Below are 17,587 nucleotides of genomic sequence, written 5' to 3'. Positions count from 1 at the left end.
TCGCCGCACGCGCCGTCGGCCTGCGCGTGGCGATGTTCGCCGGCGCGGCGGTTCAATTGACGGGCGCAGTGGTATCGGCAGTCAGCGTGCGGCGGGCGGCATGACGCGCCCCATCCGTGCCAGGCATGCACGGCGCCCCTTCATTCAGCGATGCTTCCCGCCATGCTTGCGCGCCCGATGCTCGGCGCGCTTGTGCAACAGCACCGGCATCAGTTCCTCGATGTACTGCCGCGCCTGCCCGCGTGTGACGATCTCGCTGAAGCGCTGATGCGCCCTGTCCTGGCCGACGAGCGCCGCATGCGCTTTCCTCAGGATGTGCAGATAAGCGATCAGGCTCGTGCCGTCGCGTACGGGCAGCGCATCACGCGGGTCCGGAGTCGGGGCGGTACTCATGTTCCAATCCTTTGCGGACAATCCGTCCGGCACGTCGCCGTGACGAGCGCGAGCAGGTCGTTGGCGAGACGATCGCGGTCGGTCAGCGGTGCGAGGCCGAACAGCCGCTCGAGCGTCGCGGCCACCGACGCGTGGTCATACGGCGTGTGATCGACCTGCCCGGCCGCGACCCACGGCGAAATCACGATCGCCGGCACCCGCACGCCGTACACGTCGAAGCCGAAGCCGCTCGCGTTCAGCGTCGCGGGTGCGCCATCGTTGGGCGGCGGCGCGACGCCCGGCCTGACCGAATCGTAGAAGCCGCCGTGCTCGTCGTAGAGGATCACGAACAGGCTGCTGTTCCATACCGGCGAGTTGCGGATCGCGTTGTACACGCGCGCGGCAAGCTGGTCGCCGCCGGCCAGCCCGTCCATCGGGTGCTGCGAGCTGCCGTTCCGGTAAGTGCCGTGCACGATGTCGCCATAACCAGGCTCGATGAACGTGTAGCGCGCGGTGTAGCCGGCCGCGAGATCGGCTTCGAAATGCGCGAGATCATCGACGTCGAAGAAGCTGATGCCCTTCAGCGATGCGACCTGCGGCACGTGGCCGAGCGGGTCGCCGGACTGGTCCTGGTAGATGCGCCAGTTGTCGTCGCCGAGCGAATCGAAGATCGAACCCTTCGGATAGTGGAAGCCGTCGAGCGTATCCCATCCGGCCATTTCCTCCTTGGTCGGCGAATGGTCGAGCCCGGCCGACGACGCGCCATGCAGGAAAAAGCGGTTCGGCCAGGTCGGCCCCGGCATCGACGCATGCCACGCGTCGCACAGCACGAACGCATTCGCGAGCGCGTACAACGACGGGACTTGCGCCGCGGCATCAACGCCCTGCATGATCTTGGCCGCGTCGGCCGGCTGCGGCGGTGCGCCCTCGGAATGCGACGTCGCGTAGTTCGACACGAACCCCGAGTTGTCGATGTTCGGATAGGGCTGCCCTTTCACGAACGGCCTGCCCGCGCCGCAGAGCTGTTCGAGCACGTCGGTGAATTCGTGGCACGGATCGGTCGGCATCCGGTCAGGCGCGCCGCCGCCGAACGGATAGACCGTGCCGCCGTACGCGTTGCTGTTGCCGGGCGACGCGGCGACGATGTCGGCGATGCCCGACAGCGCGAACAGGTGATCGAACGAACGGTTCTCGAGCATCAGCACGAACACGTGCTGGATGCGATCCTGAACCGGCGAGGATGCGGGGGCTGCGTCTGCACTCATGGCGCCTCCTGGCGTCGCGCGACGAACGTCGGGCTGGCACGACCGTTGGCCCGCTGAAAGCACTGAATGGATTGAAAACCACGCACGGGCCGTGAATTGCCGACGAGTGTACGGCCGCGCCAGCTCGTGCGTAAAGCCGCAGGCTGACGGCGTCGTAGCGCATGCGCTCAGTCGCTGGCCGGTGCGGACGACGATGCGCTTCGCCGCGTGTGCGGCTCGTGACGGGGCCTGTCGGCGCGCTGGGCCAATGCCAAGTTGCGGCAAAACCGCGAGCGCATGACATCCGAACGCGCGGCTTGTGACGATACCGAATTGCGGGCACTACCCGACGCAGGAATGCCTGTCGTATTTCGCGATGGTGATCGAGGATTTTTCGCAGGACGCGGCCGCCTCAGCGTGGTACCCGCGCGGCGCCGGTAAAGGCGGGAGAAGCAGAAGAAGCCGCCGCGGCGCGATGGCGCCGCCGGCGACCGATGAACGACACACCATGCGCCGGCTCATCGGTTCGTCCGGCCATGGGCCGGACAGGTGTCGATCGGTACGCGCTGAGGCGCACCGGTCGTGGCCGCTTAGCGGCGCGGCTGCCCGCTTCGCGGCGGACGCGGGGAATTCGCGTCCTTGTGCCGGAAGTTGATGCGGCCCTTGGTGAGGTCGTACACCGACAGTTCCAGCGTCACGCGATCGCCCGCGAGAATGCGGATGTGGTTCTTGCGCATGCGGCCCGACGCGTACGCGCCAACCACGACGCCGTTTTCCAGCGTGACACGATATTTGCTGTCCGGCAGCACTTCGTCGACGATTCCGTCCAGTTCCAGCAGTTCTTCTTTTGCCAAACCAATTCCTCCAGACAAGGTGATTGACCGCGGCCGCGGCGACTGCCCGGCGCCGGCTCCCGCAAACGGGACGGCGGCCGGCAGGCAGCCGGGATCGGTTCGTTCAGACGGGCCTCGGGCCTGTCTTGCGATCGGAGCCCGGCGCGTTGCGGCGTTCGGGCGGTCAGTGGCTGCGGCGCCAGCAGCGCCGCGCAAGTCGGGACCGCGCCAGCTGAAGCATGGCGGCGGTCTGCTCGGGTTGATGCGTTGAAGCGGTGATGCGCTCGCGAAACGACGTGCGTGTCACGAGGGCGTTGCGTCGCATGCGGTTCAGGCATGCGATGAGGGAGGCGTCACGACCGATGCATCGTGAATGTCGCGATGCATCGGTCGTGCGCATCGGAACGCGCCGGCCGCCGTGAAGCGGCGCCCCGCGCGATACTCCATCCGGCAGCGGCCGCCGCTTGGCGACCGATGCCGATGCGGCTTACTGCGGCGTGATGTTCGACGCTTGCAGACCCTTCGGGCCACGCTTCACTTCGAAGCTGACCTTCTGGCCTTCGGCCAGGGTCTTGAAGCCCGTGCCGCGAATTTCCGAGAAATGGGCGAACAGATCGTCGCCGCCGTTGTCCGGGGAAATGAAACCAAAGCCCTTGGTTTCGTTGAACCACTTGACGGTACCGGTATCCACAAATACTTCCTTAATACAAATAATTGAACATGCGCCCGCGACGGGCACAGAAAGAATCAAAGAGGGAGAGACCAACGACTGCCGCACGGTGTGCGGCCAATGATGAGCAATCGAACTTCTTGACGACTTCGGTCTCGGACACTACGCGGTAGCGGCCGTTTCGTCAAGTTATTTTGATGCGGCGCACAAGCGCAAATGCTCCTGCGCCTTCTGCGGCAAGTGTTGCCGGCCAATGGAGCCTGTCTCGATATGCCCCTGATTTTCCGCCGGCTTGCGCGTTTTTACTGCGGCTCTGATGCATTCGGTACCGAGCATGAATTGTGGCGGTCGCGCCGAGTTGCCTACGGGAGCCATACGTCGCTCGCCAACCTGCCTCCCCTGACCTCGCGCGATGGCCAGCCGCTGCCGCGCCGCTAGTCGAACGGATTCAGCAACCGGACGCCAGTGCGAGCGAAATCGTCGACGTTGCGCGTGACGACCGTCAGATCGTTGATCAGCGCGGTGGCCGCGATCAGCTTGTCGAGTTCGTGCGTCGGATCGGGCACCCGCAAATGCCCCCACATCTGGCTGGTCTCGATATCGACCGGCAGGATGTTCGGCGCATAGCCCGACAGGATCATCGCGATCCAGGCCTCGAGCGCCGACGCCTGGCTATGATCGCCGCGATGACGGATCAGGTCGACGCCGCGCCGCAACTCGGCCACCGTCACGACGGACAGGTAAAGCGGGCTCGCGTCGGCTTCGGCCTGCCTGAAGAACGCCCGCACGCCGCGATTGGTTCGCCTGCCCTTCCTGATTTCGCTGATGACGTTCGTATCAATCAAAAACACGCCTGACCTCGCCTGAATCCTGAACACGTTGGAAATCCGCGTCCTCGCCCACCTCCGGCATGCTCAGCAGCACTTGAGCAAATGTCCGCCGCTTCGGCCGGCCGAGCGCTTCGGCCAGAATGGCTCGATGTTCGGCCTCGGCGCTCCTGCCATTGGCCGCCGCCTGCTCACGCAGGCTTTGAACGATAGTGTCATCCACGTTACGCACCAGAAGATTTGCCATGAGTACCTCCATCCAGATTTGCTATCAATGATAGCATCACGAAGGCAAATTGCAAGCATTGCTATCATCTTCGTGACCGGACGGACCCTGGAGTCGGCGTGAGCCAGCCGCAGCGGACGGCATGAATCCATCCCCGTCCCGCCGCTGGCCCGACGCATCGAACTGCTGTCGCTCAAGGTAAGCCGGCGCGGGACGATGGGGAAGCCGGCCGGATGGCCAGTCGAGCGCATCGATCACGACGCATGTCCGGCCGGCGAGGAACGGGATTTGCGGCGCAGGCGCCGTTGGCGACATGGGCTGCGAGCACGGACATCGCACCGATTCACGCTGAAACATCGTGTTGCACACCGGGCCGCGGCCGTCGCGATCGTTTGATACCATCGAATCACAAGACCGGCGATCGAACGCCGTGCGAAGCGCGCAGAAGACCTTGCATCGACGCGGACCATCCGTGCCTGAAATCCCGATCCAAGACACGAGACGCTCTTCAGTGGACTTTGTTACGCCAGCTCTGCAAACCCTGTTCTCCCCGACACCCGACAAACTCTACTTCCCGGCATGCCTTGCGGCCGTGGCGATCATCGCGTGGCTCGTCGCCCGACACGTGCCGTTCTATCGGTCGGCCGTCGACAAGTCGCTGTCGATGCGCTATCGCAATCTCGACGGTTTCCGCGGCATCCTCGCCACCTCCGTGGTCTTCCATCACTTCGCGTGCAACCAGGCGTTGCTGTCGACCGGCGTCTGGGGGGCCGGCACCGATTTCCTGCGCAATCTCGGGACGATTCCGGTCGCGATGTTCTTCATGGTCACCGGGCTGCTGTTCTGGGAACGCGCATGCAGAGGCACGCTCGACGTGCGGACCTTCTTCGTCGGGCGCGTGCGACGCCTCGCGCCGCTCTATCTGTTCTACGCGGCCGTCATCGTCGCCTGCACGCTTTACTGGTTTCCCGGCAACGCCGTCGGCGCACCAACGCAGTTGCTGGCCGACCTGCTCAAGGCCGTTTCGCTCGGCTGGTTCGGCGCGTTCCCGATCAACGGAGCGGAGCGGACGCCCTATCTGAGCGGCGTCTGGTGGACCCTCGCGTACGAATGGCGGTTCTACGTCGCCGTCCCCTTTCTCGCGTGGTTCGTCGCCACACGTGCGTGGCGCAAGCTGCTCGCGCTCGCGATCGTCTCGGCCTGTGCCGCGTTGTTCGGGCCGCCCGGCGGCATGGCACTGCTGTTCGCGTTCGGCGCCGTGGCCTACGAGGTGTCGCGGCACCCCGCGATCTGCGCGCGGCTCGCCACGAAACCGGCGGCGACCGTCGCGCTGCTGATTCTCGCGCTGTCTCCGTCCCCGACCGAACGCTATTCGATCGAAGGCGCGCTGCCGCTGCTTCCGGTGTTTCTCTGCATTGCATGCGGGAATACGTTCTACGGTGTACTGAGAACCCGGCCGCTCGCGTTGCTCGGCACCGCCAGCTTCAGCATCTACATGATCCACATGGTGATCGTGTACATGATCGTCCACGCAGTCGACAAGTTCGTTTTCCCGATCAATTCCGTCGGCGATTCAGGCATCTGGGCGCTCGCGCTGGCGTGCGCGCTGGTTGCCGTCTTGTGCGCGCTGCTGACTTACCGCTACGTCGAGCATCCGTTCATCGCAAGACGCAACGACGCACGCCCGGCACGCCGAGCGGCCGAGCCCGCTCGCGAGCGCCAAACCGTCACGCTGTGACCCACCTTCGGTTCAAGGCTCAGAAGCGATACGAGATGCCGATCTGCAGGACCGGATACCACCGATAGCGCGACATCATTTGCCGCAGCGAATCGAGCCCGCTTGCGACCAGTACCTGGCTCTTCGCCGGTCCGGCCGCCGCGGCGAGTTCCGGCGACAGCGTGTACGAACATTTCGGCATCCCGTACGCGACGCCGATATCGGCGACGAACCCGAGCCCTTTCGACGCCGGTCGATGTCCGTAGCCGATTCCGACATACGGCATCACGGTCGGATAGCGCGCTTCCGCGACCGCATACATACCCGGCAGCGCCGGATAGCGCTTGCCGCCGAACACGTAGGTTCCGTTGGTCGGCACCGACACGCCGTGAAGTTCGTCGTCGTTGAAGCGCAGCCCCAGCGTCGCGCGGAAGCCGCTGCCTCGCCACGGGAAGATGTCGGCATAGATGCCGCCCTGGCGCAGCTTCAGGTCGTCCTGATAGCGGTTGCCGGCCACCGTGAAATCATGCGTCAGATTGATCGCGTTGAAATCCGCGTGCGCGCCCAGCATCGAATTGAAGCTCACGGCCGCTCCGATGCCGACGCCCTGCGTGCCGCCCTGCAGGTAGATTTCCTGCGCGTGCGCGCTCGCGGCGAACACCACCGCGACCGCTGCCCATTGATTCACTATCGTTTTCACGGGCGCCTCCCCCGACATGTGCCGGGCGCGACGCCACGTACATGCGACCTTCGTCGCGATGCGCGATGCGAACCCCGGCACGACACCTTGCAAGCACGCTTGCTGTTCGACGGACCGGGGACGCGTTGCGCGGTGCGCATGACCGATACGACATGCGCTGCGCATGCACCGTGGCACACGGCGCGCGCGACCCGATCCGATTCCCCGTTTGTTTCGATGTCGTTACATGCCGCGGAGGCGCGGATCGTTCTGGCGAAATTCGTCTGCGCCGGCGGCATCGGGTGAACCGCAAAGCGCGTGCCATGCGGCGCTGACCGAGGCGGAAAAAGCGCCATCCGTCGGGACGGGTCGTGGCGGGAATCGCAATCGACGGGAAATGTTTCAGGAACGTATCCGTATTCGGCACGCGACGCCGAAACACGCGATCGTCGGCATCTGGCGTCGATCGCAGAATGCAGGTGGAAAGAGGCTGGACGGCCGTCAGCGCAGGGCGGTCGCCGTTGCGATCAAGCGTGCGCCGATGGATACGTTGAAAAAGCGTTGCAAAAGTGCGACCTCGTACCGGTCGCACGCGACGCCGATGCGCTATCCCGCGTAACGAGACAGGGTGAATACCGATGCGTGCGCAAGCATCTTGTCCGTCGATGGATCAATACATGATTCGAAACGACGGCAATGGACCGACGGGCACATCGATTACTAGATGACCGGACAGCGGCACTTTTAACCTTATTGACGAGTGCAATTTCCGTGTCTCATTGCGTGCTCCACCGTAAAGCAAACCGAATCACGATGCACGGATTTACGAACTCCCCGTGGCGACACGTGAGCCGGGGTGTCTTGGTACAATCCGTCGACCAAGAGCAAGCCGATTTGGCAAACAGCCTGACCGCTAGAAAACCGCTGGCGAGGCAGCGAGTCTCTAGTAATTCGGGGATGCCAGCGGCAATTAATTAGACCAATCGAATAGCGGGGGAAATTGTGAATCGATTTGCACTTCTTTTGTTGGCTGCAACCGTGGTAGCAGGTTGTAATTCGAAACAGTCGGACAACATTCAATCGTCCGCGGCGAGTCCCAGCGCGTCTAGCGACAGCACCCCGGCACAACAACCGTCACCGCCAGTAGTCGTCGCGCCTGCGCCTCCACCCCCTTCACACCATTACGCGATGAGTCAGGACGGCACGTATGGTTACGAGCCCGCGCTCAGTGAAGACGACGTGAGAGCGGGAAAAGCGACAAAGGCGCTTGTCATGATGCGCTATGTCGGCGTGAGGGACGGTAGTTATATTCTGCTGCTGGTCGACGAGGACAACCCAAATATTTCGAACCGCATCACGTGCCAAGCTCCGTGCAATTTCGCCAAATCGCAAACCATGGCAGGCGACTCGATTCTGAAAACTGAAACACTGCGCGTTGTACCTAATTCGCTTATCGGCGCGATGATCGAAGACGCGATGTCCGAACAACTGACTCCCTATGGTCAACGTACGTCCGCGTTGACCCCATCGACTTTGCCCGTGGCTCAATCGCCCGCCAACCAGCCCGCAAGCGATGCGACGACATCCCCGCTGCAACAAACGAGCTTCGACTGCACCAAAGCGAAGTCCATTCCCGAATTTTTGATCTGTCACGATGCAGATCTTGCCGCTGCGGACCGGGATCTCGCAACGACTTACCAACAAGCCAAAGATGCCGTCATCGACAAAACTGCGTTTGTTGAGCGAACGCGCAAACAGTGGAATTTCCGAGAAAAAAATTGTCGCGACAAGGAATGTCTGACATCGTGGTATGCATACCAGAAACGCATACTGGCAAAGATTGCACAAACTGGTGATGTCACTGCTCAAGACAACTGACGCACCCTAAGTGAATCCGAAGCCCGCTCGCCTGAGTGGGCTTTTTCGTGCTTACTACTGCCGGCACCATCAAGACACGTTCAGTTGCTGCCTCGTGATGTAACCAGCCCTATCCGACGCCAGAAACACGGCTGCCTGTTCGATCGTCTCCTTGAACACCCTTGATCGCCCTCGCGCCGTCTGTTGGACGAATCGGCGTCGCGCAGGCCGGCCGCACGATAAGGACGAATTGCGGCGGGTCACGGATAATTGTCATCGCCACTTTGTGACAGTCAATGCCGTCGCGCGACTTCCCGATGACCACCGGAATCGGTACCATCGAGCGCTCGAAGTCCGGCACGCGCCGGGCTTTTCGCACCACCCATTTCGCCATGTCCCGGGAACCCACACATTCCGTGCTGCTCTGGATCGTCGCCGCTGCGTTCTTCATGCAGTCGCTCGATACGACGATCGTCAACACCGCGCTGCCCTCCATCGCCCAAAGCCTGCATGCGTCGCCGCTTGCGATGCAGCCCGTCGTGGTCGTCTACACGCTGACGATGGCGATGCTCACGCCGGCCTCCGGCTGGCTCGCCGACCGGTTCGGCACGCGCCGCGTGTTCTCGGTCGCGATCCTCGTGTTCGTGCTCGCGTCGATCGGCTGCGCGGCGTCGCATACGCTCGGCCAGCTCGTCGTCGCGCGCGCCGTGCAGGGCATCGGCGGCTCGATGCTGCTGCCGATCGGGCGGCTCGCCGTGCTGCGCCGCGTGCCGGGCGAACAGTACGTCGCGGCGATCGCGTTCGTGTCGATCGCCGGCCAGCTCGGCCCGATCGTCGGGCCGACGCTCGGCGGCTGGCTCACCCAGGCGATTTCGTGGCACTGGGTGTTCATCGTCAACGTGCCGGTCGGCGTGGTCGGCTTCATCGCCGTGCAGCGCTACCTGCCGCACGACCAGGCGACGCAACCGCCGCCATTCGACTTCGTCGGCTGTGCGTTGCTGTCGGCCGCGATGATCGCGCTGTCGCTCGCGATCGACCCGCCGATGTCCACGCACCGCGCCGCGTGGTCGGCCGCGCTCGCCGGGCTCGGCCTCGCGAGCGCGCTCGCGTACCTGCCCCATGCGCGGCGACGCACGCAGCCGCTGTTCCGGCTCGGGTTGTTCCGCGAGCCGAACTTCGGCTCGGGGCTGCTCGGCAACCTGCTGTGCCGGATCGGCACGAGTTCGGTGCCGTTCATGCTGCCGCTGCTGATGCAGGTGCAGCTCGGCTATACGCCGCTGCGATCGGGGTTGATGATGCTGCCGGCCGCGATCGCGGGCGTCATCGCGAAACGGTGGATCGCGCCGCTCGTGAAGCGCTTCGGCTATGCGGCGTTTCTGGTCGTGAATACGGGAATCGTCGGCTGCGCGATCGCGGGGTTCGCGCTGGTGTCGGCGCGGCCCGCGCCGGTGCTGGAAGGTGTGCTGCTGATCGTGTTCGGCGCGGCGAATTCGATGCAGTTCGCGGCGATGAACGGCGTGACGCTCAAGGGGCTGTCGCATGCCGACGCCGGCAGCGGCAACAGCCTGTTCACGATGATGCAGATGCTGGCGATGGGGCTGGGCGTCTCGATCGGCGGCGGGCTCGTCAACCTGTTCGCCGCCTATCGGGGCTCGATGGCGCACGGGTTCATGCTGTCGTTCGCGTGCATGGGCGTGGTGACGCTGCTGTCGTCCGTCGTGTTCCGGCGGATCGATACGGCCGCGCCGCCGGTCAAGGCGACGGCGCGACCTTCCGCGTGATCGCGCCCGTCAGTTCACCTGCCGGCGCTCGACGACGCGCTTGAGCACCCAGCGGATCGACGAACCGTCGGCCGGCGGCTGCGCGACGCGGTACTCGTCGACTTCGAGCGTGTACAGGTAGCCAGGCTGGTACGCAAACCCTTCGATGCCCGCGTACCACAGGCTCCACGGCTCGCCCGGGCTGCTGCGCACCTGCAGGCACTCCATCGGCGCGACGCCCGTGCAGCGCGCGGACTGCGGCGCGACGTAGACGGTTTTGGTCACGGGCTTGCCGTCGGCCGGACGCGTGGCATTCGGCGCGGTGGCCGCCGCATCAGTCTGGCATCCGGCGACGAGCATGCTGCCGGCAATGACGGCCGCGCCGAGCAGCGTTCTGGAGTGACGAATCATCTGATGTTCCTCTGGGAGCGTTGGAGGGCCGATTAGACGAACTGCCCCGCGAGAAAGTTCACAAACACCTTACAGGATGCGTTCGACCACTCTCACTCAAGTGATGTCGCGCGCGAGCCGATACGTTAGCGTGTTCCAGTTCCGCCGCGCGCTTCGTCACCGGCCAGTCGATCGCCATCGACGGCGGCATCACCGTGCGGCGATCGTGTACCATCTGCGCTTCCCGATACGCTTCGACGCACTGCCTTCGTTCCCCGGCCACGCCCGCGCGGTTCGCGCAGCGCGTTTCCCTCGCATGACCTCATCCGCCTCGTCCGACACCGCGCTGCGCCCGCTGCCGATCGATACGCTCGTCGTGCCGGCCGTGCTCGACGGACGCACGGGCACCAATCGCTCGGGCAGCGCGCATCCGCAGATCGCCGCGACCAACGACCTCGACGCGGTGCGCGCGTGGCTCGCGCGCTTCGTCGATACGCCGACCACGTTCCAGAACTACCGCAAGGAAGCCGAGCGCCTGCTGCTGTGGGCCGTGATCGCGTGCGGCAAGCCGCTGTCGTCGCTCACGCACGAGGATCTCGTCGTCTACCGGCAATTCCTGCTCGCGCCCGCGCCGGCCGAGCTGTGGTGCGCGAACGGCGGCCGCAAGCATCCGCGCGACGATCCGCGCTGGCGGCCGTTCTACGGGCCGCTGTCGGCAGCCAGCCAGCGGCAGGCGCTGGTGATCCTGAACGTGATGTTCTCGTGGCTCGTGCAGGCCGGCTATCTGGCCGGCAACCCGCTCGCGTTGTCGCGACAGCGGCAGCGCCGGCCCGCCCCGCGCGTCACGCGCCATCTCGGGCAGCCGCTGTGGCAATCGGTGAAGGACGCGATCGCCGCGATGCCGCGCGACGATGCGCGCGCGTGCTTCCATGCTGATCGCGCGCGCTGGCTCTTCACGCTGCTGTATCTCGGCGGGCTGCGCATCACCGAGGCGGCCGATACGACGATGGGGCAATTCTTCTGCCGGCGCGATGCGAACGGGCACGAGCGCTGGTGGCTCGACGTGACGGGCAAAGGCGGCCGGCAGCGGCTCGTGCCGGCCACCGACGAGATGATGGCCGAGCTGACGCGCTACCGGCGCACGCACGGCCTGCCCGCGCTACCGCTCGACGGCGAGCCGACCCCGCTCGTGCTGCCGTTCGGTCAGGCGCGCAAGCCGCTCACGCGCGCGGCGCTGCACCGCATCGTGAAGCAGGTGTTCCGGCACGCGGCCGGCCGGCTGCGCGCGAACGGCGAAACCGGCGAGCAGGCGGCGCGCGTGCTCGAACAGGCGTCCGCGCACTGGCTGCGCCACAGCGCGGGCTCGCACATGGCCGACGGCCGCGTCGACCTGCGGCTCGTGCGCGACAACCTCGGCCATGTATCGCTCACGACGACGAGTCAGTATCTTCATGCGGACGACGACTGGCGCCATCGCGAGACGGAGGAGAAGCACCGGATCGGGTGGGACTAGGCTGCGTTGCGCCGCTCAGCGTGCGAGGTAGAGGCCGCCGTTGCTGCGGCATTTAGCACGGTCGCTTGCCACCGGCAGGTTGATTTAGCCGCATAGCAGCACGTCGGTACGCTTGCCGTGTCAGTACACGCCAACCCAGTGCCCCGGCACCCACGCCCAGTGATTGCCGGCCCACCGGTAATGCCCCTTCGCCCAGCGATAGCCGGGCGCGGGCGGTGGCGGCGCCACCTCGACGACGGGCGCCGGCTGCGGCGGCCGCACGGGCTCGACCACGCAGGCGGACATCAGCACGGCACTCGCGCTCACCAATACGGCGAGCGAAACGGATCGGATCTTCATTGTCGATTCTCCCTGTTGTGTAATGAGTTGAGCGGGCCGAGCGCGGGCTTGCGCCGCATCACGCGACCCCATGAATCAGGCCGCTCATCGGCCGCGCCGGGCCGCTTTCCGCGAACAATGCGGACGCGGTGCGGCGCGGGTCGAGCCGCAGGCTGTCGGCGGCCGCGCCAGCGATCAGCGCGTCGAGCGATGCGGTCGGCTTCAAGTCGCGCCCTTCGTACAGATCGCCGGGGCGCAGCCCCGGCCAGTCGGCGATCACGCGCCCGCCCGCGACCGCGCCGCCCGCCAGCATCGCGACCGATGCCTGCCCGTGATCGGTGCCGCCCGTGCCGTTCACCGCGGCCGTGCGGCCGAACTCGGTCGCGACCAGCACCGTGGTCTGCTGCCACGCGGGCCCGAGGCCGTCGCGCAATGCGGCGAGCATCGTGTCGAGCGCCTTCAACTGATTCGCGAGCCGCGCGTTCTGCGCGCTATGGGTATCCCAGCCGCCCGTCTCGATCATCGCGATCCGCGGACCGTCGTCACGCGCGAGAAACGTCGCGGCGAGCTTGCCGACGCCGGCCGGGTCCTGCCGTGCATGCGCATCGCCGGCGAGACCGCGTGCTTCCATCGCGGATTGCCACAACGGGCCGAGCTGCGCGTCGGCTTCGTAGAGCGCCGACACGCGCGTGAGCAGATCGTCCGGCGCGGCGGGCGAGCCGGACGGCGCATACGACGCGGCCTGCACCGTGCCGCGCAGCGCGAGCGGCACGGTCGGCGCGAATGCGATCGCGTTGTCGCGCGTCGCCGGCAGCAGCGCGGCGAGCCGGTTCAGCCAGCCGTCCTTCACCTGGTACGGCGCACGGCCGCCCGTTTCGAGCACGTTCTGGCCGTCGAAATGCGAGCGGTCGCGATACGGCGACGCGATCGCATGGACGAACAGCGCCTGACCGTCGCGATACAACTGCGCGGTCTGCGCGAGCGACGGATGCAGCGCGAACGTGCCGTCGAGCCGCGTTGCCGCCGCCGTGTCGATCGCGAGCGGGCCGCGCAGCGACGCATACGCGGGCTCCGCATACGGGACGACGATGTTCAGGCCGTCGGCCGCGCCGCGCTGGATCACGAACACGAAGCGCCGGTCGGTCTCGACGTTCGCGAATACGATGCGTGGCGCGACGAGGATCGCGCCCGCGCCGGCGGCGGCGACGCTGAGGAATTGTCGGCGGGACAGTGCCATGGTCATCTCCGTTGGAAATCGGGCGAGACAAGCAGCAGCGCGAGCGACGTCGTCGCGCTTTCGGCGCGCGCGAGCGCGGTCGCGGTCGGCGCGCTCAGCGAACCGGCGAGCAGCGTGTTGCCGAGCGTGCGCGGGTCGAGCCGGTCGCCCGTGCGCGCGGCCAGGCGCTGCGCAATCTCGACGCGGCGTACGAGCGCGTCCGGCGCCGCCCAGCTCGCGGCGACGTCGTCGTAGCCGGCCGGCGAGCCCGGCCGCCACACCGGCTGGCCGAGCTGCGCGAGCAGCGGCGCGGCCTTGAGATCACCGGTGTCGCGCCAGCCGAGCCCGCGCAGCGACGATACGGCCCACTCCCACGGTGTCTTGAACTTGCGGTCGACCGGCGACCACGCGTCCGGCGCATCGACGAGCGCGCGATAGACGGTCGGCAGATCGCCACCGCTCGTGTCGAACGCGCGCGCGAGCCGGTCGGTCAGCGCGGGCGGCGGGTTGTCGGCGACGAAATGACGGGCGAGCTGAAACGCGACGTGCCGGCCCGTCGCCTCCGATCGCGCGAGGTCGTGCAGGATCGCGCGCGCCTGCGCTTCGCCCGGTTGATCGTAGGTGCGGCCCATTACCGTGCGCGTGCCGGGTTCGTGCAGGTTCGGGCGGAACACGAATGCACCGGGCGCCGCATCGCCCGGTTGCGGCCCGCGCCCGCCGGCGATGCTCCAGCCGGTCAATGCGCGCGCGAATTCCGTCACGTCGGCTTGCGTGTAGCCGGTGCGCACGCCGAGCGTATGCAGTTCCATGATTTCGCGCGCGAGGTTCTCGTTGAGCCCGCGCTTCGCCGCCGGATTGCGTGCCTGCGCATGCAGCGCGGCCGGACTGTCGGGGCCGACCGAACGCGCCTGGTCGAGGAACACCTGCATCGCGGGATGCTGCTCGACGGCGACGAGCATGTCCTCGAAACGACCGAGCACGTGCGGGCGGATCGCGTCGCGTTCGAATGCGCCCGCGTACGCGGCCACCTGCCCCTTGTCGACCGATACCGCGAAATGGTTCGCCCAGAAATGCACGAGACGTTCGACGAACGGCGCGGGCGTGGTCAATGCGCTGTTCATGCGCGCGGCGACGGCGCTGCGATACGCGTCGTAGCCGTCGCGGCGGATCGATTGCTCGGTCGCGCGCTTCGCGGCGGGGTCGTCGCTCTTCATCGCGTTGCGTGCATCGGCAAAGCGCGTGGCGAGCGTGATTGCGTCCGGTTCGCCGGCCCATGCGGCGGGTCGTGCGTCGTAACGGTCGAATTGCGCGACGAGTGCCGCTTTCGGATCGGCGGGCGGCGCTTCGTCGGCGCGTGCGCCGAGACCGAAGCGGTTCAGCGCGATTGCGGCCGGCGTGGAGTCGTTCGGGTGGTCCATGACGGGCTCTCTTGCGGTGCGTACTCACGTTCAACGCAAGCACACCGGGAAATCCGTCGCGGGAAGGGAAAATATTCTTTTTGATCGAGGGAACGCCGGGCGGAAGTTTCTCGCCGCGCGGCGGCAGGCATCGTCAATGGAGAACGACCGCGCGATTCGCCGGAACCGGCAAACGCATGACGCGCGAGCGACATGCGGATCGCATGCCGCCCGCGTGGTTTAGCCGGTTTACTCGCTCGCCGATGCGTCCGGCTTCTTCTGCAGCTTCGGCGGCAGACGCCAGTTGCCGCTGCGCTGCAACCCGTCGACGAACTTCGCGCGCTCGTCGGGTGTCAGCGTCGCCGCGAAATCGACGACGCTGCGCTCGACCTGTGCCCGCATCGCGGTGTCGGCCGCGCGCGTGCGGTCGAGCGCCGCATCGATCGCCGCGCGATCGAGTTGCGGCGCGGCGAGCAGGTCGAGCACGGTGATCCGGCCGTCGCGCCCTTCCCGCGCGAAATCGCGGCCGCTCTTGCGCGCCGCCTTCAGCGCGGCGGCGAACTCGCGCTGCCGCTCATCGGGCAATTCGTCGGCGGCGAAACGCAACGCGGTGCGCGATGCGGGCGTGCCCGCCGCATGCAGGTCGCGGTGAGTCGAGAACCACTGATACGCGCCGCCGCCGATCGCGCCGAGCATGAACACATTCAACACGACCGAGCCGACGAGAATGAATTTCCAGCTGCGTTCGCTCATTCGTCGGCTCCGTCGATGCTCGGGCCGCCGAAGGTCGTCGTCAGGTAGCCTGGTTCGTGTTGCGCGATCGGTGCGCTGCCGAGCATCAGCATCGACACGGCGACCGCACCGGCAAGCGCGCCGGCCAGCCCGACGCCCGCGAACGCGGCGCCCGACCACCACACTCTGCCGCGGCTTCGCGCGCGTTGCGGCGCAGGCGCCGTGGCGACGATACGTTCGACCAGCGCCGGCGCGGGCGGCGCGACCGTGTCCTGCATCAGCCACGCATCAAGCTCGGCCGCCTCGTCGAGCGCTTCCAATGCGTCGCGCGGATGTGCTTGCGCCCACGCTTCGGCCGCCGCGCGCTCGGCTTGCGGCCAGCGCCGCGCGTCCGAGCCGTACGCGGCGACGATGGTACGGAATCGTTCGGGTGTCATCGCTTGTCCTCGCTAGGTGGATCGCCGGCCAGTTGCGCGCGCAGGTTGCGCCGCGCACGGGCGAGCAGGCTTTCCAGCGCATCGACGGTGATGCCCATCAGGTTGGCCGCTTCCACGTTCGACATTTCCTGATAGTACTGGAGCACCAGCGCTTCCCGCTGCCGCGGCGGCAACGCGGCCAGCGCCTGCCGCACGCGTGCGTCGCGCGAACGCAGTTCCGCATGCGCGGCCGGCTCCGGCTGCGTATCCGGCACGTCGGGCAGCGTGTCGACGGGCTCCTCGCGCCGGCCGCGCAACCGGTCGTAGCACAGGTTCAGCACGACGCGATGCAGCCACGTGTCGAAGCGGGCTTCGCCTTCGCGCCAGCGCGGCGCCTGGTTCCAGATTCGCAAGAAGGTCTCCTGCGCGACGTCCTCGGCTTCGTTCCGGTCGCCGAGCATGCGCGTCGCCAATGCGAGCAGCCGCGGCAGCTTGCGCGCGACAAGCACGCGCACCGCCGACGCATCGCGCGCGCCGACGCGCGCGACGAGTTCCGCGTCCGGATCGCGGTCGCCGCGATCGTTCAACGCCGCCTGCTCCGTCGTGCGGCGCGCGGGCGCCGCCCTGTTACGGCAGGTATCCCCACCGCCCGGCTGAAGCTCATCGTCGTGCTCTCCTTGCATGCGTCGGGCCATCACCGGACGGCGCCATGCCGGCGGTTCCGACGGTTCGGCATCGCCGCGCGCGTCGCGCCCGGCATCGCACACGGTGTCGGCCGTGTCGGTTTCATCGACATCCGGTTCGTGCCGCATGTCGACCCTGTCTGCCAACCGCGCCACCGTCGGCCGGCGCGCTCAATATACGACGACCGGCGCGGGCCGGTAATACACCGGACGGGCCGGCACCACGACGCAGCCGGCCAGCACGATGGCTGCGGCCGCCAGTATCACGATGGTTCGAAAGGGCATCGCTTCGACTCATGATGTTGCATGAAAAATCCGCCGCGCCGGTCTCGCGTGCCGCGCGGCGGCGTGCACGTCAGGCCCAGTGGCCCGGTACCCAGCGCCAGGCCGGGCCGCGCGCGTCCCAATGCCCGGGCACCCAGTGGTAACCGACGCGCACGACCTGCCAGTGGCCCGGAATCCATACGTAGCGACCCTGCCGCCAGTGCCAGTGCCCCTGATCCCATACGTAACCCGCACGGGCCGCCGGCATCACTTCGACGCGCGGCGGCGGCGGTGCATAAGGCGCGACGATCACGGCCTGCGCGAATGCGGCGGACGTCGCGAGCGCAGCCATGCCTGCGGCGGCCAATCGCAATGAAACAGAAAGTTTCATGAAAGACTCCGAAATAACGGGCATCGACCGGTGGCGGTCGTTCATGCATTAAACGGAGCAGGCGGAAGAAATCCGTCGCGAT

Annotated in this window: 21 protein-coding genes; 5 read left to right on the top strand and 16 right to left on the bottom strand. The window is 66.7% G+C overall.

Going from position 1 to position 17,587, the window contains the following annotated elements; translation table 11 throughout:
- Positions 1 to 144: 144 nt before the first annotated feature.
- The 6 genes from AP428_RS19925 to AP428_RS19900 form a co-directional block, all read right to left on the bottom strand.
- Entirely contained in the window at positions 145 to 393 is a 249-nt protein-coding gene (locus AP428_RS19925) for a hypothetical protein (protein ID WP_011547641.1), read from the bottom strand.
- The gene (locus AP428_RS19920) at positions 390 to 1,637 is read right to left on the bottom strand and encodes an alkaline phosphatase family protein (protein ID WP_011547640.1); all 1,248 of its coding nucleotides are present in this window, start codon (positions 1,635 to 1,637) and stop codon (positions 390 to 392) included. Before AP428_RS19920 ends, AP428_RS19925 begins: the two co-directional genes overlap by 4 nt.
- Before the next feature lie 569 nt (positions 1,638 to 2,206).
- Positions 2,207 to 2,470 carry a translation initiation factor IF-1 gene (gene infA / locus AP428_RS19915; protein WP_006483034.1) on the bottom strand — a complete coding sequence of 88 codons (264 nt, stop codon included), beginning with the start codon at positions 2,468 to 2,470 and terminating at the stop codon, positions 2,207 to 2,209.
- Between the two features lie 466 nt (positions 2,471 to 2,936).
- Positions 2,937 to 3,140: a cold-shock protein gene (locus tag AP428_RS19910; protein ID WP_006483056.1), complete on the bottom strand. Its 204-nt coding sequence runs from the start codon at positions 3,138 to 3,140 to the stop codon at positions 2,937 to 2,939.
- Positions 3,141 to 3,553: 413 nt separating this feature from the next.
- Positions 3,554 to 3,970, bottom strand: coding sequence for a type II toxin-antitoxin system VapC family toxin (locus AP428_RS19905; RefSeq protein ID WP_027807311.1), 417 nt, complete (start codon positions 3,968 to 3,970; stop codon positions 3,554 to 3,556).
- Positions 3,957 to 4,193 (bottom strand): DNA-binding protein, encoded by a 237-nt coding sequence (locus AP428_RS19900; RefSeq protein WP_011547638.1) that lies wholly within the window; start codon positions 4,191 to 4,193, stop codon positions 3,957 to 3,959. Before AP428_RS19900 ends, AP428_RS19905 begins: the two co-directional genes overlap by 14 nt.
- A gap of 490 nt (positions 4,194 to 4,683) precedes the next feature.
- Here AP428_RS19900 and AP428_RS19895 point away from each other — a divergent pair, with 490 nt between their 5' ends.
- Positions 4,684 to 5,910: an acyltransferase gene (locus AP428_RS19895; protein WP_012339914.1), complete on the top strand. Its 1,227-nt coding sequence runs from the start codon at positions 4,684 to 4,686 to the stop codon at positions 5,908 to 5,910.
- A gap of 19 nt (positions 5,911 to 5,929) precedes the next feature.
- Here AP428_RS19895 and AP428_RS19890 read toward each other — a convergent pair whose 3' ends face one another.
- Complete coding sequence (locus tag AP428_RS19890) at positions 5,930 to 6,607, bottom strand: hypothetical protein (RefSeq protein ID WP_012339913.1); 678 nt, start codon at positions 6,605 to 6,607, stop codon at positions 5,930 to 5,932.
- Positions 6,608 to 6,965: 358 nt separating this feature from the next.
- Between AP428_RS19890 and AP428_RS36785 the strand changes: the two genes are divergently transcribed.
- Both AP428_RS36785 and AP428_RS35500 read left to right on the top strand, forming a co-directional pair.
- A complete protein-coding gene (locus AP428_RS36785) occupies positions 6,966 to 7,187 on the top strand; it encodes a hypothetical protein (RefSeq protein ID WP_027811879.1) in 222 nt (73 codons plus the stop codon).
- 569 nt (positions 7,188 to 7,756) lie between these two features.
- Positions 7,757 to 8,446, top strand: a complete 690-nt coding sequence (locus tag AP428_RS35500; protein ID WP_197285604.1) for a hypothetical protein — start codon at positions 7,757 to 7,759, stop codon at positions 8,444 to 8,446.
- A 109-nt stretch (positions 8,447 to 8,555) separates the two neighbouring features.
- Here the strand turns inward: AP428_RS35500 and AP428_RS36780 are convergent, their stop codons facing one another.
- Positions 8,556 to 8,876 carry a hypothetical protein gene (locus AP428_RS36780; protein ID WP_166488159.1) on the bottom strand — a complete coding sequence of 107 codons (321 nt, stop codon included), beginning with the start codon at positions 8,874 to 8,876 and terminating at the stop codon, positions 8,556 to 8,558.
- Between AP428_RS36780 and AP428_RS19880 the strand changes: the two genes are divergently transcribed.
- Entirely contained in the window at positions 8,818 to 10,206 is a 1,389-nt protein-coding gene (locus AP428_RS19880; protein ID WP_006478963.1) for a DHA2 family efflux MFS transporter permease subunit, read from the top strand. The genes AP428_RS36780 and AP428_RS19880 overlap by 59 nt on opposite strands.
- 9 nt (positions 10,207 to 10,215) lie before the next feature.
- Here the strand turns inward: AP428_RS19880 and AP428_RS19875 are convergent, their stop codons facing one another.
- Positions 10,216 to 10,596: a DUF4377 domain-containing protein gene (locus tag AP428_RS19875; RefSeq protein WP_011547632.1), complete on the bottom strand. Its 381-nt coding sequence runs from the start codon at positions 10,594 to 10,596 to the stop codon at positions 10,216 to 10,218.
- Between the two features lie 295 nt (positions 10,597 to 10,891).
- Here AP428_RS19875 and AP428_RS19870 point away from each other — a divergent pair, with 295 nt between their 5' ends.
- Complete coding sequence (locus tag AP428_RS19870) at positions 10,892 to 12,088, top strand: tyrosine-type recombinase/integrase (RefSeq protein ID WP_011547631.1); 1,197 nt, start codon at positions 10,892 to 10,894, stop codon at positions 12,086 to 12,088.
- A 120-nt stretch (positions 12,089 to 12,208) separates the two neighbouring features.
- Here AP428_RS19870 and AP428_RS19865 read toward each other — a convergent pair whose 3' ends face one another.
- The 7 genes from AP428_RS19865 to AP428_RS19835 form a co-directional block, all read right to left on the bottom strand.
- Positions 12,209 to 12,427 (bottom strand): YXWGXW repeat-containing protein, encoded by a 219-nt coding sequence (locus AP428_RS19865; protein WP_011547630.1) that lies wholly within the window; start codon positions 12,425 to 12,427, stop codon positions 12,209 to 12,211.
- Positions 12,428 to 12,485: 58 nt separating this feature from the next.
- On the bottom strand, positions 12,486 to 13,643 hold the full coding sequence (locus AP428_RS19860) for a DUF1501 domain-containing protein (protein WP_011547629.1): 1,158 nt from the start codon (positions 13,641 to 13,643) through the stop codon (positions 12,486 to 12,488).
- A 2-nt stretch (positions 13,644 to 13,645) separates the two neighbouring features.
- Positions 13,646 to 15,040: a DUF1800 family protein gene (locus tag AP428_RS19855; protein ID WP_011547628.1), complete on the bottom strand. Its 1,395-nt coding sequence runs from the start codon at positions 15,038 to 15,040 to the stop codon at positions 13,646 to 13,648.
- Positions 15,041 to 15,268: 228 nt separating this feature from the next.
- On the bottom strand, positions 15,269 to 15,772 hold the full coding sequence (locus AP428_RS19850) for a periplasmic heavy metal sensor (RefSeq protein ID WP_054928350.1): 504 nt from the start codon (positions 15,770 to 15,772) through the stop codon (positions 15,269 to 15,271).
- A complete protein-coding gene (locus AP428_RS19845; RefSeq protein WP_011547626.1) occupies positions 15,769 to 16,188 on the bottom strand; it encodes a hypothetical protein in 420 nt (139 codons plus the stop codon). The genes AP428_RS19850 and AP428_RS19845 overlap by 4 nt, the downstream gene beginning before the upstream one ends.
- A complete protein-coding gene (locus tag AP428_RS19840; RefSeq protein WP_011694754.1) occupies positions 16,185 to 16,979 on the bottom strand; it encodes an RNA polymerase sigma factor in 795 nt (264 codons plus the stop codon). The genes AP428_RS19845 and AP428_RS19840 overlap by 4 nt, the downstream gene beginning before the upstream one ends.
- A 226-nt stretch (positions 16,980 to 17,205) precedes the next feature.
- Positions 17,206 to 17,505 (bottom strand): YXWGXW repeat-containing protein, encoded by a 300-nt coding sequence (locus AP428_RS19835; protein ID WP_011547624.1) that lies wholly within the window; start codon positions 17,503 to 17,505, stop codon positions 17,206 to 17,208.
- Positions 17,506 to 17,587: the final 82 nt, after the last annotated feature.

This window comes from Burkholderia sp. E168m22, from assembly GCF_001319805.1.
Lineage (GTDB): Bacteria > Pseudomonadota > Gammaproteobacteria > Burkholderiales > Burkholderiaceae > Burkholderia > Burkholderia orbicola.
Note: the sequence above shows the minus strand (reverse complement) of the source record. Positions and strands in the feature narration are given on the sequence as shown.

Excerpts from the sequence above, each read along its gene's own strand:
- AP428_RS19925 (WP_011547641.1), bottom strand. The coding sequence starts at position 393 with ATGAGTACCGCCCCGACTCCGGACCCGCGTGATGCGCTGCCCGTACGC.
- AP428_RS19920 (WP_011547640.1), bottom strand. The coding sequence starts at position 1,637 with ATGAGTGCAGACGCAGCCCCCGCATCCTCGCCGGTTCAGGATCGCATC.
- AP428_RS19900 (WP_011547638.1), bottom strand. The coding sequence starts at position 4,193 with ATGGCAAATCTTCTGGTGCGTAACGTGGATGACACTATCGTTCAAAGC.
- AP428_RS19890 (WP_012339913.1), bottom strand. The coding sequence starts at position 6,607 with ATGTCGGGGGAGGCGCCCGTGAAAACGATAGTGAATCAATGGGCAGCG.
- AP428_RS36785 (WP_027811879.1), top strand. The coding sequence starts at position 6,966 with ATGTTTCAGGAACGTATCCGTATTCGGCACGCGACGCCGAAACACGCG.
- AP428_RS35500 (WP_197285604.1), top strand. The coding sequence starts at position 7,757 with ATGAGTCAGGACGGCACGTATGGTTACGAGCCCGCGCTCAGTGAAGAC.
- AP428_RS19880 (WP_006478963.1), top strand. The coding sequence starts at position 8,818 with ATGTCCCGGGAACCCACACATTCCGTGCTGCTCTGGATCGTCGCCGCT.
- AP428_RS36780 (WP_166488159.1), bottom strand. The coding sequence starts at position 8,876 with ATGAAGAACGCAGCGGCGACGATCCAGAGCAGCACGGAATGTGTGGGT.
- AP428_RS19875 (WP_011547632.1), bottom strand. The coding sequence starts at position 10,596 with ATGATTCGTCACTCCAGAACGCTGCTCGGCGCGGCCGTCATTGCCGGC.
- AP428_RS19870 (WP_011547631.1), top strand. The coding sequence starts at position 10,892 with ATGACCTCATCCGCCTCGTCCGACACCGCGCTGCGCCCGCTGCCGATC.
- AP428_RS19865 (WP_011547630.1), bottom strand. The coding sequence starts at position 12,427 with ATGAAGATCCGATCCGTTTCGCTCGCCGTATTGGTGAGCGCGAGTGCC.
- AP428_RS19860 (WP_011547629.1), bottom strand. The coding sequence starts at position 13,643 with ATGGCACTGTCCCGCCGACAATTCCTCAGCGTCGCCGCCGCCGGCGCG.
- AP428_RS19855 (WP_011547628.1), bottom strand. The coding sequence starts at position 15,040 with ATGGACCACCCGAACGACTCCACGCCGGCCGCAATCGCGCTGAACCGC.
- AP428_RS19850 (WP_054928350.1), bottom strand. The coding sequence starts at position 15,772 with ATGAGCGAACGCAGCTGGAAATTCATTCTCGTCGGCTCGGTCGTGTTG.
- AP428_RS19845 (WP_011547626.1), bottom strand. The coding sequence starts at position 16,188 with ATGACACCCGAACGATTCCGTACCATCGTCGCCGCGTACGGCTCGGAC.
- AP428_RS19840 (WP_011694754.1), bottom strand. The coding sequence starts at position 16,979 with ATGCGGCACGAACCGGATGTCGATGAAACCGACACGGCCGACACCGTG.
- AP428_RS19835 (WP_011547624.1), bottom strand. The coding sequence starts at position 17,505 with ATGAAACTTTCTGTTTCATTGCGATTGGCCGCCGCAGGCATGGCTGCG.